This is a genomic window from Veillonella rogosae JCM 15642 (genome assembly GCF_002959775.1).
GTDB lineage: Bacteria > Bacillota > Negativicutes > Veillonellales > Veillonellaceae > Veillonella > Veillonella rogosae.
The window spans coordinates 43,091-58,781 of the sequence record NZ_PPCX01000010.1 but is presented as its reverse complement, the minus strand read 5'-3'; the positions used below and the strand labels follow the sequence as shown (position 1 = coordinate 58,781).

Genomic DNA, 15,691 nt, shown 5'->3' with positions numbered 1-15,691 from the left:
GGTATATTAATCAAACTTATTAATTATGGTTTTATTAATTATAAATAATTGATAGTTGCTAAAGTGATTAAAAGTTTTTTCGGTATGTATAAAAAAAATTCATGAGAAAATTACCATTATAATAATAATTAATATATATACAGTTGCATACAGTTAATACGGTAAAAAGTCACATATATAAAGTGATTTGTATAGGTTTATACATAAATAGAGACTTAATCAGTAATCGATAATTTTTATTAGTATAAAAATTATATTGAAAATCTACGATGTACATATACCCATAAGGGGTATGCGTATTGTAAATAGGATATTAATATAGTATATTTATAATCGATAAAAATGAATGAACTAATGAGTGTCGGTATTCACCGAGCGTAAAAGAGGAAAATGGGTGTAAATCTCATACTATGCAAATAGCTGTAATGAGGAGCAAGGTTTCATTATAGGGTCACTGGGAAACTGGGAAGGCCGAAATGTTGCGATGAATCTGAGTCAGAAAGCCTGCTCTAAATGCATGGTAGCATATACTGTGCTTAATTTAGGTTAGTCAGGCGACTAACCTTTTTGAGTTTCTCAGGTGACTTATTTTCCTTTGTTTTGGCGTATTACTGCTGCGTTAAGCAGAGGGTAACATTAGTTGTTCGTTTGATTTGTTGTTAGTGTTTAGAGAGTTTAGGAGGCGCCTATGGGCAAACGCTTTGTCAAACAGTTGGGGCAATTTATTGTAACCTTGTTTGGCATCACATTTTTAACATTTTGTCTCACCTATTTAGCACCAGGCGATCCAGTAACGATGCTACTAGAAACGGCAGACACTATCGTGTCTCAGGAGCTCATCGATGAGACTCGGGCTCAGCTTGGGTTAGATAAACCGTTTATAGTGCAATATGCAAACTGGGTTGTGAATGCTGCACAAGGTGATTTAGGGATGAGTTACTCTGCTAAAAAGCCAGTAGTAGATCGTATGTTGGAGGCTTTACCAGGGACAGTAATGTTAGCAGGTACTGCTTTAGTATTTACTCTGCTTTATGCATTGCCAGCAGGGATTATAAGCGCCTTAAATCGTAATAAATGGGTAGACTATGTGTTGAGATCTTTATCCTTTGTAGGCGTATCTATGCCATCATTTTGGTTAGGTCTTGTACTTATTTATATCTTCGGTCTTAAACTAGGTCTTGTACCAATTGCTACATCTCGTATAACGCCAATAGGTGTAATTTTGCCAGCTGCTACATTAGCTGTCGTAATTGGTTCTAAGTATATGCGCCAAGTTCGTCTTGTTATCCTTGAAGAAATGGAAAAGGATTACGTTATCGGTGCTCGTGCTCGTGGTGTCAGTGAGATGAAGATTTTATTTGGTCATATTTTGCCAAATGCCGTCTTGCCGCTCATCACTATTCTTGGTGTTGTCATGGGCTGGCTATTAGGTGGTGTAGCAGTTGTAGAAATGGTATTCTCTTGGCCTGGCCTAGGGAACATGGCAGTTTACGCTATTACCATGCGCGACTATCCATTGATTGAAGGCTTTGTATTGTGGGTTGCCTTAGCCTATATGTGTATCAATGCATTAATTGATGCGTCATATGTACTATTAGACCCTAGATTGAAACGGGAGAGAGCATAATGGCAGAATTCATTCAAAAACATAAATTGTTCTCTTTCTATAGCACCTTAATGCTTCTTGTGGTACTCATTGCTATCTTTGCGCCTTGGCTTGCACCTGGCGATGCTTTTTCCTCAAATCTGAGTCAAGCATTACAAGCGCCAAGTAGTCAACATTGGTTTGGTACAGATAAACTAGGCCGTGATGTATTGTCTCGCATCATTTATGGTACACAATTATCCTTGTTCATGGGTGTTACCATTGTTGTCATTATGGTTAGCGTAGGCACTATCATTGGTGCAGCAGCAGGCTATTTTGGCGGTAAAGTTGAAATGGTACTCATGCGTATCACTGACATTATGCTATCCTTCCCTGGTATCGTATTGGCAATTGCCATAGCGGGTATTTTGGGTGGTAGTATCGTGAATACGATTTTAGCCTTATCTGTTGTTGGTTGGGCAAAATATGCTCGTATTGTACGTTCTATGACACTTAAGGTGCGTGGTGAGGAGTATGTAACGGCAGCTGTCATGATGGGTGCTAATACATCTACAATTCTTAGACGTCATATTATTCCTAATATCATGCCTCTCGTTATTACCACAGGGGCTTTAGATATTGGGGCCATCATGATTGAAGTAGCAGGTCTATCCTTCCTAGGTTTTGGTGCTCAGCCGCCAACACCAGAATGGGGCCTTATGCTCAATGAAGGTCGTCAGTACTTGCAGACGAGTCCTTGGCTCATGGCATTCCCTGGTATATCTATCCTTATCGTAGTAGCAATCTTTAACCTTTGGTCTGACTCTTTACGTGACGTAGTGGATCCGAAGAACCAAGGGTAATCTATGAGATGTATTCATTTTCTAGAACTGTCTTTTATGAAAGTGTCTAGGTGGATAGATTATAATGTATGTTTTTTCCATCACTGATTATGTAGGATTGTCATAGTCATGATGTTAAATGTTTTTATGTTTTGTATGTAGTGGTACAAGGAGATTTTACATGAAAAAATCTTGGAAAAAAGCCCTCTTAGCAGGTCTTAGCATTGTAATGATGGGTTCCTTCATCGCAGGTTGTGGCTCCGATAACAACGGCTCTGCAAATAAAGACGTATTGAAAGTAGGCGTAACTAACTTCGCTTCTACTTTAGAACCTACGGAAAACTTCTTCGCTTGGGTTGTAATGCGCTATGGTGTAGGCGAAACATTGGCTAAATTCGACGAGCAAATGAAACCGCAACCTTGGATCGCATCCAAATGGGAAGTATCCCCAGACCATAAAACGTGGACTTTCACAATTAACGATAAAGTAACATTCTCTAATGGTAAAAAAGTTGATGCAGCTGCTGTAAAAGCATCTATTGAACGTGCATTTGAAAAGTCTAACCGTGCGAAAACATTCTTCGAATATGACTCCATTGAAGCTAATGGTCAACAATTAGTTATTCATACAACAAAAGAATATCCTAATATGCCAGGTCTTTTGGCGGATCCACTGTTCCTCATCGTTGACGTACAATCTGAAAAAGATGGTCGTAACTTCGCTAAAGAAGGCCCTATCGGTACAGGCCCATATGTAGTTAAATCCTTCACTAAAGAACGTGCTGAAATGGCAGCGAACGAAAAATACTGGGATGGTGCAGTACCATTCAAAACTGTTGAGATTCCTTCCATCGATGATCCTAATACGCGTGCATTGAGCTTGCAATCTGGCGACGTAGATATGGCCGTTAACATCGGTCCTGGTGAAATTGGTTTATTCCAAGGCAACAATAAATTTAAAGTAGATGAAATTGCATCTCTTCGTGTAGTGTTGGCTCGTATTAACCAAAAAGGTATTCTTGGTGACGACAAGGTTCGCGCTGCTGTTATTTCTGCAGCAGACCGTAAGAGCTATGCCGATGTATTGTTAAAAGGTACATTTATTCCTGGTTCTGCTCCAATTCCGCCATCCATGGACTACGGTTTCAAGGACTTGAAAGATCCTAATGCGTATAATCCTGAACGCTCTAAACAATTGTTAGCTGAAGATGGTTGGAAAGATACTGATGGTGACGGCATCCTAGATAAAGATGGTAAACCATTAACATTTGACTTCGTAGTATATAACTCTCGTGCAGAATTGCCACTTTATGCAGAAGCAGTACAAGCTGACCTCAAAAAAGTGGGCATCGACATGAAAATCAAAACAGTTGACTATAACTTGATTGATAAAATGGGTCAAGATGGCGACTATGATATGCTTATCTCCAACATCGTAACTGCTAATACAGGCGATCCAATCTGGTTCTTAGCTAACTACTGGCATACTAATGTGGATGGTTCCAACCCTCAAAACGGTTCTGGTTACTCCAATCCACAAGTTGACCAATTATTAGATGCTGCTGAAACTGAATTCGATCCTGCAAAACGTCGTGACTATGCAATTCAAATTCAACAAATATTGATGAATGATGGTGCTGCATTGTTCTTAGGTTACCCTAAAACTAATATCGTTACTGGTTCTTACTTGAAAGGTGCTGTAATGTACCCAAGTGACTACTACTGGATTACTAACAAAATTACAAAATAGTAAGGAGCTATAATGGCAGAAAACATACTAACTGTAGAAAACCTTAACATCGCGTACCAAGGTGTGCCTGCTGTTATGGATGTGAATTTTACCTTGGAACGCGGCAAGGTGTTAACCATCGTAGGAGAGTCTGGATCCGGTAAAACTACCGTGATTCGGGCCCTCATGGGTTTACTACCTGTAGGTGGTGAAGTTACAGAGGGTTCCATGATTTTTAATGGTCATGACCTTCGCAACTTGTCTAAATCTGAATGGAGATCTTTGCGCGGCAAAGATATGGCCATGATTTTCCAAGATAGTGGTAGTGCATTAGATCCAATCGTACGTATCGGTAAGCAGTTCAGAGAATTATTTAAGTCTCATATTGAAATCGATAATGACGAATGTGATCGCCGTGCTATTGCCTTACTAGAAGCTGTATCCTTGCCTAATGGTGCTGATATATTGCGCCGTTATCCTCATGAGCTATCCGGTGGTCAGCGACAACGTGTGGGCATTGCTATGGCACTAGCCTTAGACCCAGCGTTGCTCATCGGTGATGAACCGACATCGGCACTAGATGTAACGACACAGTCTCAAGTGGTTATGCAAATGCTAGAACTTGCTAAAGAGCATAATTCTGCTATCGTAATGGTTACGCACAATCTTGGTGTAGCGGCCTATATGTCCGACTATATCATTGTTATGAAAAAGGGCCGTGTTGTTGATGCTGGCACAACGCAAGATATTTTAGAAAATCCATCTAATGAATATACGAAGCAATTAAAAGATGCGGTACCAACATTGGGAGGAGGTCGTTACATTGACTAACTACGCTGTAGAATTAAAAAATGTATGTAAACGATTCCCACTTCCTACTGGTGGTGAGCTCGAAGCGTGTAAAACTATCAATATTACCTTAGAAAAAGGCCAGTCCCTTGGGATTGTAGGAGAATCTGGCTCTGGTAAAACGACTTTGGTTCGTATGATCATGAAGATGCTGCCTATTACGGAAGGTGAGATTTACGTAGATGGCGTAGAGATTCAGCATATGAACTCTGAGCAAACAAAAGAATACCGTAAGAAAATTCAAATGGTATTCCAAGACCCATCTGCGGCGTTTAATCCGCGTATGAAGGTAAAGGATATTATTCTTGAGCCACTATACAACTTTGGTCTTCTTGAAAAGGGAACAGAGGAACAAATTGCTGGTGATTATCTTGAAATGGTAGATTTACCTCGCGAGTTTATGCATCGTTATCCTCATGAAATGTCTGGTGGTCAACGTCAACGTGTGGCCATTGCGCGTGCTATCGTGTTAGAGCCTGAAATTCTTGTATTAGACGAGGCTACTAGTGCTCTAGACGTATCTGTACAAGACTCCATTGCCTATTTATTGGCGCGTTTACAAAAAAAGAAAAACTTAACATACCTATTTATCGCTCATGATATTGCGTTTATTCGTACCATGTGCCACAAGGTGGTCGTAATGTACAAAGGTGCTATCGTTGAAGAGCTAGATGCACTCCACTTAGCTGATGCGAAGCATCCTTATACAAAGGTTCTATTGAGCTCCATCTTTGAAATTGGCCAAGACCATAAGCCACTTACACTGGAAGAGGCTGCATTAGAAGCATAGTATAAGAAATACATTTAAGCATATATATTTTTTTTAAATCTTATAGGTACATTACAATAGCAGTTAGCTTGTAAGCTAACTGCTATTTTTTATATGAAATATAGATATGGTCGTTCTAAAATAGATATATCGAAATCTTTCGTAAATATTTATTGTGTTAGCATCGAATATATAGTATAGTTGACTGTGTGAAATATACCCCTATGGGTATAATAAAATATGCTCATATGAAGTGATGTACATAGATTCCTGATGGATGTAAAGTAAGCAGGAATTATGCTAACTATATAATATTTAAACAGTTTATAGGAGTCTGAGCGAGAATAATGTTAATGTGTGTAGAAAGGTTAGGTGTGTAAATGAAAGGTTTACGCAAGGCTTTATTAATTGGTATGACCTTAGGTATGACTGTGCTAGGCACTGTTGGTTGTATGAATCAAAACGCTGCTCCGTCTAATGATGTGTTAAAGGTAGGGGCCATTAGCTTTGCTGGTACATTAGAACCAACAGAAAACTATTTCAGCTGGGCGGTTGTACGCTTTGGCGTAGGTGAAACGCTTATCAAGTTTGACGATCAAATGAAAGCGACACCATGGCTTGCTACTTCTTGGAAACAAGGAGATGACAAGCTGACTTGGACTTTCACCATCAACGATAAAGTAAAATTCTCAAATGGTAAAAGTTTGACAGCAGAGGCTGTAAAAGCATCTCTCGAAAGAACCTTTGCGAAGAGTAAACGAGCAAAAACGTTCTTTAACTATACAGAAATCTCGGCTAAGGGGCAAGAGCTTACAATTAAGACTGACAAGGAATACTATAACTTGCCAAGCTTACTTGGGGATCCATTGTTCCTAATTATGGATGTTACAGCAGAGGCTGATGGTCGTGATATTGCTAAGGAAGGTCCTATCGGTACGGGTCCATATGTAGTATCCTCTTTCACAAAAGAGCGTGCAGAACTCAAACGTAACGATAATTACTGGGATGGCAAGGTAGGCTTTGCTAAGGTTGAAATTCCATCTATTAACGATGCCAACACACGTGCCATGGCATTACAAGCGGGTGATGTAGATATGGCTGTTAGCATTGGCCCTGGCGAATACGGTATATTCCAAAATGATAAGAACTTTACTGTCTATGAAGTAGCTTCCTTGCGTGACGTATTTGTTCGTATGGGGCAAAAAGGTAAGCTTCAAAATCCTGATTTGCGTGCAGCACTCATTGCCGCTGCAGACCGTGAGTCTTATGCAAAGAATCTCATGAAGGATACATTTGTAGCAGGTAAGGCTCCATTGCCACCATCCATTGATTATGGCTTTGACCAATTGCGCGATCCTAATAAATACAATGTAGAACGTGCTAAAGAATTACTTAAACGTGCAGGCTATCAAGATACGAATGGCGACGGCATTGTAGATAAAGATGGTGAAAACCTAGTACTTGATTTCTATGCTTATACATCTCGTCCTGAATTGCCATTATATGCAGAAGCATTACAAGCAGACTACAAAAAAATCGGCGTAGATTTACAAATTAAAATCGTAGACTATGCTGTGATTGACACATTATCTCAATCTGGCGATTATGACATGATTATCTCTAGTGTAGTAACTGCTAATACAGGTGAACCAGTATGGTTCTTGAAACAATATTGGGGTACCGGTGTTGAAACTAATGGCTCAGGCTTCTCCGATCCACGTTTTGATGAATTGTTAGTCCTTGGTGAAAGCGCTAACGATCCTGTGGCACGCCGTAATGCTGTTATCAACGCACAACAACTCATGCTAGATAACGCTGTAGCATTATTCTTAGGCTATCCTAAAGTCAATATCGTAGGTAATAAGAAGATTGATGGTATTAAGATGACACCGTCTGAATACTATATTATTACAAAAGATCTTAAACTTAAATAGACAAAAAAGAAGAGGACCATTTGGTCCTCTTTTTGTATATCTTTATTTTTTATTTTTCTCTGTTACATCTAAGTCTGCCATATTTACAGAATTAGCTTTATTAATCATCTTATTATACTTAATAAATAATTGCGTATAGGCTTCGCCATAAGATGAGTTAATAATAATATAGTTGCGGGCTTCTGCAACAAACTCTTTTACAGCATCTTGATACTCTCGTACAGCATTTTGTGTTTCTGGAGTCGTACCAGGTTGTAATTTGTTAATACGTTGTGAAATTTGCTGTAAGTTAGCTTCAACCTTTTGCGTATCCGTATTTCCATCTGGATCAATAAGGTCGATAGTTTGTGCTGTCATGAGGTTTAATTCAATAAAATTAACCGCATTATCGCGTTTTTCGCCTTGATACTCGTTCATGCGCTCAGTGTAGAGTTCGTTGTTACGATTATCTAAAGCTAAATCTAATGCATTATACGTAGCATAGAATTGTTCAGCTAATGGTACATATTGTGCAGCTAGTTCATCGCTGCCTTTAAAATTATCTTTTTCAAATCGACGTTCTACATAGTAAGCTTGCAACTGATCTGCAATCGGAATAATTTGATCAAGTACGGCGAGTACGTCATTTGTTGCTTGGTTTACGTCTTCATATGGAGTAGAACTATCTTGTTTTGCTGCTTCTAAAGCGGTTTTGAGATCCTTATATTTAGGCAAGGTAATCGTCGTGTTATGGGAACTATTACGCAACTCTTCAAGAGTTGGTTGTAATTGGTTAGCATAAGCTACGCTGTACGAGTTATATGTGTCTAATGCAACAATATAAGGACGAATTGCGTTGATCTTATCGTCAACTGTTGATCGATATAAAATTGTCGTTGTATTGGATGACAGAAGTGTATACACTCCATAAATCCCACCACCGATAATAGCCGCACCGAGTACAATGGCCGCTATTAACTTGATGTACCCCTTTTTCAACTGCGTACGCTCCTTGCAAACACACTAACTCTTTTGGATCCATTTGGGCACACTACGCCCCTAAGAGTAATTAGTTACATTATATCACAACTCTAAGCGACAAAAAAGACGTATGCCAGTAATAATCATAAGGGATTGATGAAATTATTCGATGTGAACATATATTAATATTTATACATTACGATTTACAGATGAAATAGAGTGCATATCAAATGAATATATAAGGTTTTGGGTATAAAAATATATATACTCTAGACGCTGTTGCTGCGGCTGGTATAATAGCAAGTATAGTATTAATTATATGGGGAGTTCGTTATGTCAGAATCGAATCGTTTAATTAATTTTGCTACATCTTCAGAACTTATTGCTAATGGGGAAGGTCGTAATGTTTTATCAGCTATTGAAGATGGCTTACGAAGTTGTGATGAGTTTTTAATATCTGTAGCATTTATAACACCAGAAGGTTTACTAACATTAAAGCCAATTCTTAAGGAATTAGAAGAGCGTGGTGTTCGAGGTCGTATATTAACGACAGACTATCTTGGCTTTAATAGTCCAGAAGTTTTAGAAGACTTAGGAAATTTAAAGAATATTGATTTAAAAGTCTATTGCACTACAAATGGTAGTGGTCATGGCTTTCATACAAAAGGGTATATCTTTAGAAAAGATGAATCTTATCAAATTATTGTCGGCAGCTCTAACTTAACTATTAATGCATTAAAGAAAAATCGTGAATGGAATACTCGGTCTGAAGCGCATTGTAGTGATACGTATGCCCGGGAAATTACAGAAGAGTTTGACCTATATTGGAATTCCGAGTTTGCCATTCCTTATGAAGCGTTTATTCCTTGGTATAAACCTAGATGGGTACGGCCTGAGCGAGCCTCTCAAAAAACTGTAGCAGAACAATTTAGAGCTATAGATTTGGTTCAGTTAGAACCAAATAGCATGCAACAACAGTTTATTGCTAACTTCAATGAGCTAAGAGCTAATAATGCAAGAAGAGGCCTTTTGATATCTGCTACGGGTACTGGTAAAACTTATGCAGCCGCTTTTGCTATGCGAGAGATGAAGCCTAAAAGAATTTTATTCTTAGTCCATCGTGAACAAATTGCAAAGCAAGCGATTGCAAGCTTTGAACGAATTTATAACGACAGTTCAATTCAGTTTGGACTCGTATCAGGAAATGCGAAACACTATAATGCAACACATGTATTTTCGACCATGCAAATGATGGGTCGAGATGATGTAATGAAACAGTATGATCCGAAGGAATTTGATTGTATTATTATTGACGAAGTACATCGTGCAGGTTCAGATGGTTATCAACGCATAATTGAATACTTTGAACCACAGTTTTTATTGGGGATGACTGCAAGTCCAGAACGAACTGATGGTTATGATCTGTATGAATTATTTGACCACAATATTATTTACGAAATTCGTTTACAACAGGCTTTAGAAGAGGATTTACTCTGCCCATTCCACTACTTTGGGATTAGTGATTTATGGGTGGATACTCAAGAAGATATATCCGATATGGACGTATCTTTCTCGAATTTATCTACAAAGGAGAGAGTAGATAAAATTATAGAAAAGATTCGCTACTTCGGACATAGTGGTAGTCGTGTAAAAGGACTTGTTTTTTGTGCTAATAGAATTGAAGCCAAAGAGTTATCTGATGCATTTAACGAACGTGGTGCTTATCGTACGATTTGTTTAACTGGTGAAGATAGCCAAGAAATTAGGGAGAAAGCAATTGCTCGTTTAACTGGTACAGGAGAATACCAAGGTCGTATAGATGAGCAGCTTGACTATATCTTTACGGTGGATATATTTAATGAAGGTGTTGATATCCCTGAGATTAATCAAGTTATTATGCTACGTCAAACTGAAAGTCCAATCATTTTTATTCAGCAACTCGGACGTGGTTTGCGTAAATTTGAAGACAAGGAATATGTTGTTATTTTAGATTTCATCGGTAACTATACCAATAATTTTATGATTCCTTTAGCATTATCTGGTGATAGGAGCTATAACAAAGACACTTTGCGTCGTTATGTACAGGCTGGCAATCGTATTATTCCAGGTACCTCGACGGTGCATTTTGATAAAATAGCTAAACAGCGTATTTATGAGTCTATTGATACTGCTCGATTTTCAGATATGAAATTAATAAAGGAAGCGTATTTTAATTTACGTTTTAAATTGGGGCGTATTCCTAAAATTGCTGATTTTGCTGATCATGGCTCCATTGATGTAAGTAGAATTTTTAGTAAATTTAAGTCCTATCATCATTTCTTGATAAAGATTAAGGATAAGGACTATGATATATCCTTTACGCCTGTTCAGGAGCGAATGCTGCATTTTATATCTCAAAAATTAACGATAGGGATGCGTGCCAGAGATCTTATAGTTTTACAGGCATTATTAGATGGTCGTGACGATATCATTAACTATGTATCTGAAGTGCTTTATAATAATTACAATGTAGATTTATCTGAATATGGACGAATTAATCTTATCAATATAATGACAAATCGATTTGGCGTTCAAGTAGCACAAAAGACTTTTGAAGATAGTGAGTTTATTGAGTTCTCTAATGGTAAGTATGGTATATCCCAAATTTTTAAACAGGCTTTAGAAGATAATAATTTTAAAGAACAAGTTCAAGAACTTGTTACATATGGTTTCAAGCAGTTTAATGAAAGGTATAAAGATAATATTTATGGTAATACGCCATTTGCTTTATATGAAAAATATACATATGAACAAGTTTGCCTATTATTAGAGTGGCCTCAAAATGAAGTACCTCTCAATATTGGAGGATATAAATTTCATAAGGAAACAAAAACATACCCTGTGTTTATCAACTACCATAAAGCTGATGATATTCAAGATACTATTAAGTATGAGGATAGATTTGAAAATCCAGGATTACTAAAAGCTATATCTAAGAATAAACGAACCTTTACCTCTGATGATGTACAAACTGCATTTAATGCTGATGCATTAGGTGTTGCAATGCATTTGTTTGTGAGGAAGAACAAAGATGATGAGGAGTCTAAAGAGTTTTATTATTTAGGACCCATTCATTCTACCGGTCAGGAGAATGCTAAAGAAATTTCAATGGCCAACGGTACTGCGGCAGTAGAATTAGAATATGTGCTTGAAGTACCTGTACGGGATGATATTTATGATTATATTGTAAATGGATAAGGATATATATGAGTGAACAACGAAAACATATTGAAGTTGTAGCTGCTATTATAAGAAAGGACAATACCATATTAGCAACGCAACGTGGTTATGGTGATCTAAAGGATGGATGGGAGTTTCCAGGTGGTAAAATTGAACCAGGTGAAGCTCATGATGTAGCCCTTATTAGAGAAATCAAAGAAGAGCTAGAAGCTGATATTAATGTTCAAGAGCATATTATTACCATTGAATATACTGGCTATGAAAAGTTTGATTTAACAATGCATTGCTATTTATGTTCCTTAGTAAATGACTCTAATATTACGTTAGTAGAGCATGAAGCAGCTAAATGGTTATCAAAAGATACTTTATATTCTGTGGATTGGCTTCCTGCTGATATTGATGCGGTAGATGCCATACATAAATGTCTATAAGCCTAATATTGAATTATGCTTAGGCCTCTATCTTAGATAGGGGCTTTTCGTATTTGCTTTACATCTTAAGATATTAAATAACTTTCACTATACCAAAATAAATTGTATATCCTCTTGTACTCGTATATAATAATATTATCAGATTTGTATTTTTCGATATAATTATATGAAAGGAGTACCTATGTCAAATTTTATCACTCCTAATGAATTGTTAGCTTGTCTCGATGAGGTCATTATTTTAGATGCTCGAGGCTATCAAGATTATAAAAAAGGCCATATTAAAGGTTCTTACGCGGTGGATTTAAACAAGGATTTAACAGGTCCTTTGGGCGAGCATGGTGGTCGTCATCCATTGCCAGATATGGAGCGTTTGGCTCATACATTTGAGTCTTACGGGATCACTCGTGATTCCAAGGTTGTTGTGTATGACTCTTGGCTCTTCTTGGCGGGACGCCTTTGGTGGATGTTGCGTTACATGGGCTTAACTGATGTGCGCGTATTGTCCGGTGGTGTTGAACGTTGGGTTAAGGAAGGTCATAGTCTAACTAAAGAACCAACTCCGTTACCTGCAGAACCGTCTGTTTTTAACTATGAATTGCAAACGCATATGGTGATGAGTCGTGATGAGGTACTCAAGGCTAGTGAAAGTGGTGACCATGTTATCATTGATGCTCGTGCGCCTTTCCGTTACGATGGATCTCAAGTAGATACGATGGATGGCATGACAGGACATATTCCTGGTGCTGTTAATCATTTCTATGAAAGTGGCTATACAGTCGATGGTCCGAAGCCTGTGAAAGACTTAGAGGCTGAGTATTATAATGAAATTTATCAAAATCGACCTGTTGTAACCTATTGCGGTTCTGGTGTTACAGCTTGTAATGCATTGTTAACTATGAGCGAAGTTGGCTTGGAATCTGCATTATATGTTGGCAGCTCTAGTGATTGGGTAACTTATGATGGGTTCCCACTTAATACAGGTGTAGAAACATTAAACTAACACAGGAGGTCAAATGAATCTTTTAAAGCAATTGTTAACGGTTGTTGCCTTTGCCTATATGTGTTATCACATTTATAATTTTGGCCCAGGTATGTTTAATGTTACTGTGTTAGTAGTTCTTATTTTGTCTACAGTGGCTAATTATTTCCGTGAGAAACGTGAAAGCGACCTTAAGGCCAACGAAAATGCACGCAAGGCTCGCGCTGAAGCTAGACATGCAAAAAAACATAAAAAGCAGTAATATAGTCATAATATAACCCTTAGATTAGCTTATATTTAGCATAGATTAAGTGCAAATCAAGTAAAACCTTATTTTTTGTAAACGAGACTTTCACCAAGTTGAATAAGGTGAAACGTATTAGATTGATGCGAAGTATCGGAAAGGAGTAAGCATTGAAATTAATTTCTTGGAATGTAAACGGCCTTCGTGCGGCTGTAACAAAAGGATTTATGGAATCCTTTAACGAACTGGATGCAGATATTTTCTGTTTACAAGAAACAAAATTGCAACCTGATCAAATTTCTTTAGAATTGCCAGGTTATGAGCAATATTGGAATAGCGCTGTAAAAAAAGGCTATAGTGGTACGGCTGTATTCACGCGTATTAAACCGTTGTCCGTAACTAACGGTATTGGCATTGAAGAACATGATCAAGAGGGCCGTGTTATTACTGCTGAATATGACAATTTCTATTTAGTATGTTGCTATACGCCAAATAGCCAACGTGAATTGGCTCGTCTTGAGTACCGCATGACTTGGGAAGATGCATTCCGCAACTATTTGCTTGAATTAGATAAGAAAAAACCAGTCATTCTCTGTGGTGACCTCAATGTAGCACATCAAGAAATCGACCTTAAAAATCCTAAGACAAACCGTAAAAATGCAGGCTTCTCCGACGAAGAGCGTGCAAAAATGACCGAACTGTTAGGTGCTGGTTTTACAGATACATTCCGTCACCTGTATCCAGATGCTATTGAGGAATATAGTTGGTGGTCCTACATGGGTAAAGCTCGTGAACGAAATACGGGATGGAGAATTGACTATTTCATCACCTCTAAACGTCTTGACGACAAAATTCAAGAAGCTAAAATTCACCAACAAATCTTTGGCTCTGATCACTGCCCAGTAGAATTAGATATCGATTTATAATATATTGAAAGTATAATCTACAGCCTCATCTTAGGATGGGGCTGTTGTAATAGGTGAAAGGAGACCTTATGGCTCAAAAACAAAAGGCTGTTGTCTTATTCAGTGGTGGGGTAGATAGTACTACATGTTTAGCGTTAGCTATTGAAAGATTTGGCAAAGATAATGTAGTGCCGTTATCCATTCAATATGGTCAAAAACATAGTAAAGAATTAGAGGCTGCTACATCTATTCTCGCTTATTATGGAATTGAAGGTAAAACGATGAATGTCACTAAATTGTTTGCCTTCAGCAATTGCTCTTTATTGACCCAATCCACAGAGGAAATACCTCAAGGTTCATACAAGGAACAACAAGAAACAGAAGGAGAAGGCACCGTTAGCACCTATGTGCCATTTAGAAATGGCCTATTCCTATCTGCGGCGGCTTCCTTAGCCTTATCTCTAGACTGCGGCTATATCTACTATGGTGCCCATAGCGATGATGCGGCTGGTAACGCATACCCAGACTGTACAGAACACTTCTATAAATCCATGGGCGATGCTATCTTTGAAGGATCCGGTAAAGAATGCTCTCTAGAAGCACCATTTATCAACTCCAATAAAGCGGATATTGTAAAAGAAGGCCTACGACTCGGCGTACCATACCACCTAACCTGGTCCTGCTACGAAGGCGGCGACAAACCATGCGGACACTGCGGTACCTGCATCGACAGACAAGCCGCCTTTGAGGCCAACGGCGTCGAAGACCCAGCACAATAATAGAACTTCTCTAAATCCACTAAAACTGGATTATATTAGTAGTCGCCGTTTAGGCGGCTACTTTGCATATAAACTAATAGATAAGATAATATATTGAGGATTAGGTGGACTTATATGTCACTAGCTCGCCTCAACTGGCTTAGACTAGTTGAGGCGCTTTGATGAGTAATATACTTCATATTATTTATCATTTGGAGGATGCTGAGTTAAAGCGGCCTTTAGAATTACTAATATCCGTAACATTGATTTGCTAAATTCGCAGTGGTGGTAGATACCTTTTCAAAGAGCGACTTTGGCAGGTCGAGGCCCTAGGCCGATGACCGTATAGCCAGTGGAGCGATGCGGAAAGGTATCTGCCACCGCCCCGTCTATGCCTACATTAGACCGATATCAGGAGTTAGTAAAGGCCGCTTTAGTACTCTATATCTCCTCATGACTTGTAAACATCGAAAATATATGATATTAT

At 38.3% G+C, this 15,691-nt stretch carries 13 protein-coding genes and 1 riboswitch; of the genes, 12 read left to right on the top strand and 1 reads right to left on the bottom strand.

The genetic code is table 11. The features are described from left to right. Positions 1-338: 338 nt before the first annotated feature. A riboswitch (cobalamin riboswitch) is annotated at positions 339-526 on the top strand. Positions 527-688: 162 nt separating this feature from the next. From nikB to VRHSUH09_RS05515, 6 genes are all read left to right on the top strand, one after another. Beyond that, the gene (nikB, locus tag VRHSUH09_RS05540) at positions 689-1,627 is read left to right on the top strand and encodes a nickel ABC transporter permease (RefSeq protein ID WP_105081627.1); all 939 of its coding nucleotides are present in this window, start codon (positions 689-691) and stop codon (positions 1,625-1,627) included. Beyond that, complete coding sequence (gene nikC, locus VRHSUH09_RS05535) at positions 1,627-2,448, top strand: nickel transporter permease (protein WP_054748248.1); 822 nt, start codon at positions 1,627-1,629, stop codon at positions 2,446-2,448. Before nikB ends, nikC begins: the two co-directional genes overlap by 1 nt. Positions 2,449-2,608: 160 nt before the next feature. Beyond that, on the top strand, positions 2,609-4,177 hold the full coding sequence (locus VRHSUH09_RS05530; RefSeq protein ID WP_054748250.1) for an ABC transporter substrate-binding protein: 1,569 nt from the start codon (positions 2,609-2,611) through the stop codon (positions 4,175-4,177). Positions 4,178-4,189: 12 nt separating this feature from the next. Continuing rightward, on the top strand, positions 4,190-4,987 hold the full coding sequence (locus tag VRHSUH09_RS05525; RefSeq protein WP_054748253.1) for an ABC transporter ATP-binding protein: 798 nt from the start codon (positions 4,190-4,192) through the stop codon (positions 4,985-4,987). Continuing rightward, on the top strand, positions 4,980-5,795 hold the full coding sequence (locus VRHSUH09_RS05520; RefSeq protein ID WP_054748255.1) for an ABC transporter ATP-binding protein: 816 nt from the start codon (positions 4,980-4,982) through the stop codon (positions 5,793-5,795). The genes VRHSUH09_RS05525 and VRHSUH09_RS05520 overlap by 8 nt, the downstream gene beginning before the upstream one ends. A 359-nt stretch (positions 5,796-6,154) precedes the next feature. Then, a complete protein-coding gene (locus VRHSUH09_RS05515; RefSeq protein ID WP_105081626.1) occupies positions 6,155-7,708 on the top strand; it encodes an ABC transporter substrate-binding protein in 1,554 nt (517 codons plus the stop codon). A 42-nt stretch (positions 7,709-7,750) separates the two neighbouring features. Here the strand turns inward: VRHSUH09_RS05515 and VRHSUH09_RS05510 are convergent, their stop codons facing one another. After that, complete coding sequence (locus VRHSUH09_RS05510) at positions 7,751-8,686, bottom strand: YiiG family protein (protein WP_105081625.1); 936 nt, start codon at positions 8,684-8,686, stop codon at positions 7,751-7,753. 315 nt (positions 8,687-9,001) lie between these two features. Between VRHSUH09_RS05510 and VRHSUH09_RS05505 the strand changes: the two genes are divergently transcribed. From VRHSUH09_RS05505 to queC, 6 genes are all read left to right on the top strand, one after another. Beyond that, positions 9,002-11,905 carry a DEAD/DEAH box helicase gene (locus VRHSUH09_RS05505; RefSeq protein WP_105081624.1) on the top strand — a complete coding sequence of 968 codons (2,904 nt, stop codon included), beginning with the start codon at positions 9,002-9,004 and terminating at the stop codon, positions 11,903-11,905. Between the two features lie 8 nt (positions 11,906-11,913). Beyond that, the gene (locus VRHSUH09_RS05500; RefSeq protein ID WP_054748259.1) at positions 11,914-12,318 is read left to right on the top strand and encodes a (deoxy)nucleoside triphosphate pyrophosphohydrolase; all 405 of its coding nucleotides are present in this window, start codon (positions 11,914-11,916) and stop codon (positions 12,316-12,318) included. A 181-nt stretch (positions 12,319-12,499) separates the two neighbouring features. Next, on the top strand, positions 12,500-13,318 hold the full coding sequence (locus VRHSUH09_RS05495; protein ID WP_054748261.1) for a sulfurtransferase: 819 nt from the start codon (positions 12,500-12,502) through the stop codon (positions 13,316-13,318). 13 nt (positions 13,319-13,331) lie between these two features. Then, complete coding sequence (locus VRHSUH09_RS05490) at positions 13,332-13,559, top strand: DEAD/DEAH box helicase family protein (RefSeq protein WP_054748263.1); 228 nt, start codon at positions 13,332-13,334, stop codon at positions 13,557-13,559. A gap of 152 nt (positions 13,560-13,711) precedes the next feature. After that, the gene (locus VRHSUH09_RS05485; protein WP_054748264.1) at positions 13,712-14,467 is read left to right on the top strand and encodes an exodeoxyribonuclease III; all 756 of its coding nucleotides are present in this window, start codon (positions 13,712-13,714) and stop codon (positions 14,465-14,467) included. A 68-nt stretch (positions 14,468-14,535) separates the two neighbouring features. Continuing rightward, positions 14,536-15,225: a 7-cyano-7-deazaguanine synthase QueC gene (gene queC / locus VRHSUH09_RS05480; RefSeq protein WP_105081623.1), complete on the top strand. Its 690-nt coding sequence runs from the start codon at positions 14,536-14,538 to the stop codon at positions 15,223-15,225. Positions 15,226-15,691: the final 466 nt, after the last annotated feature.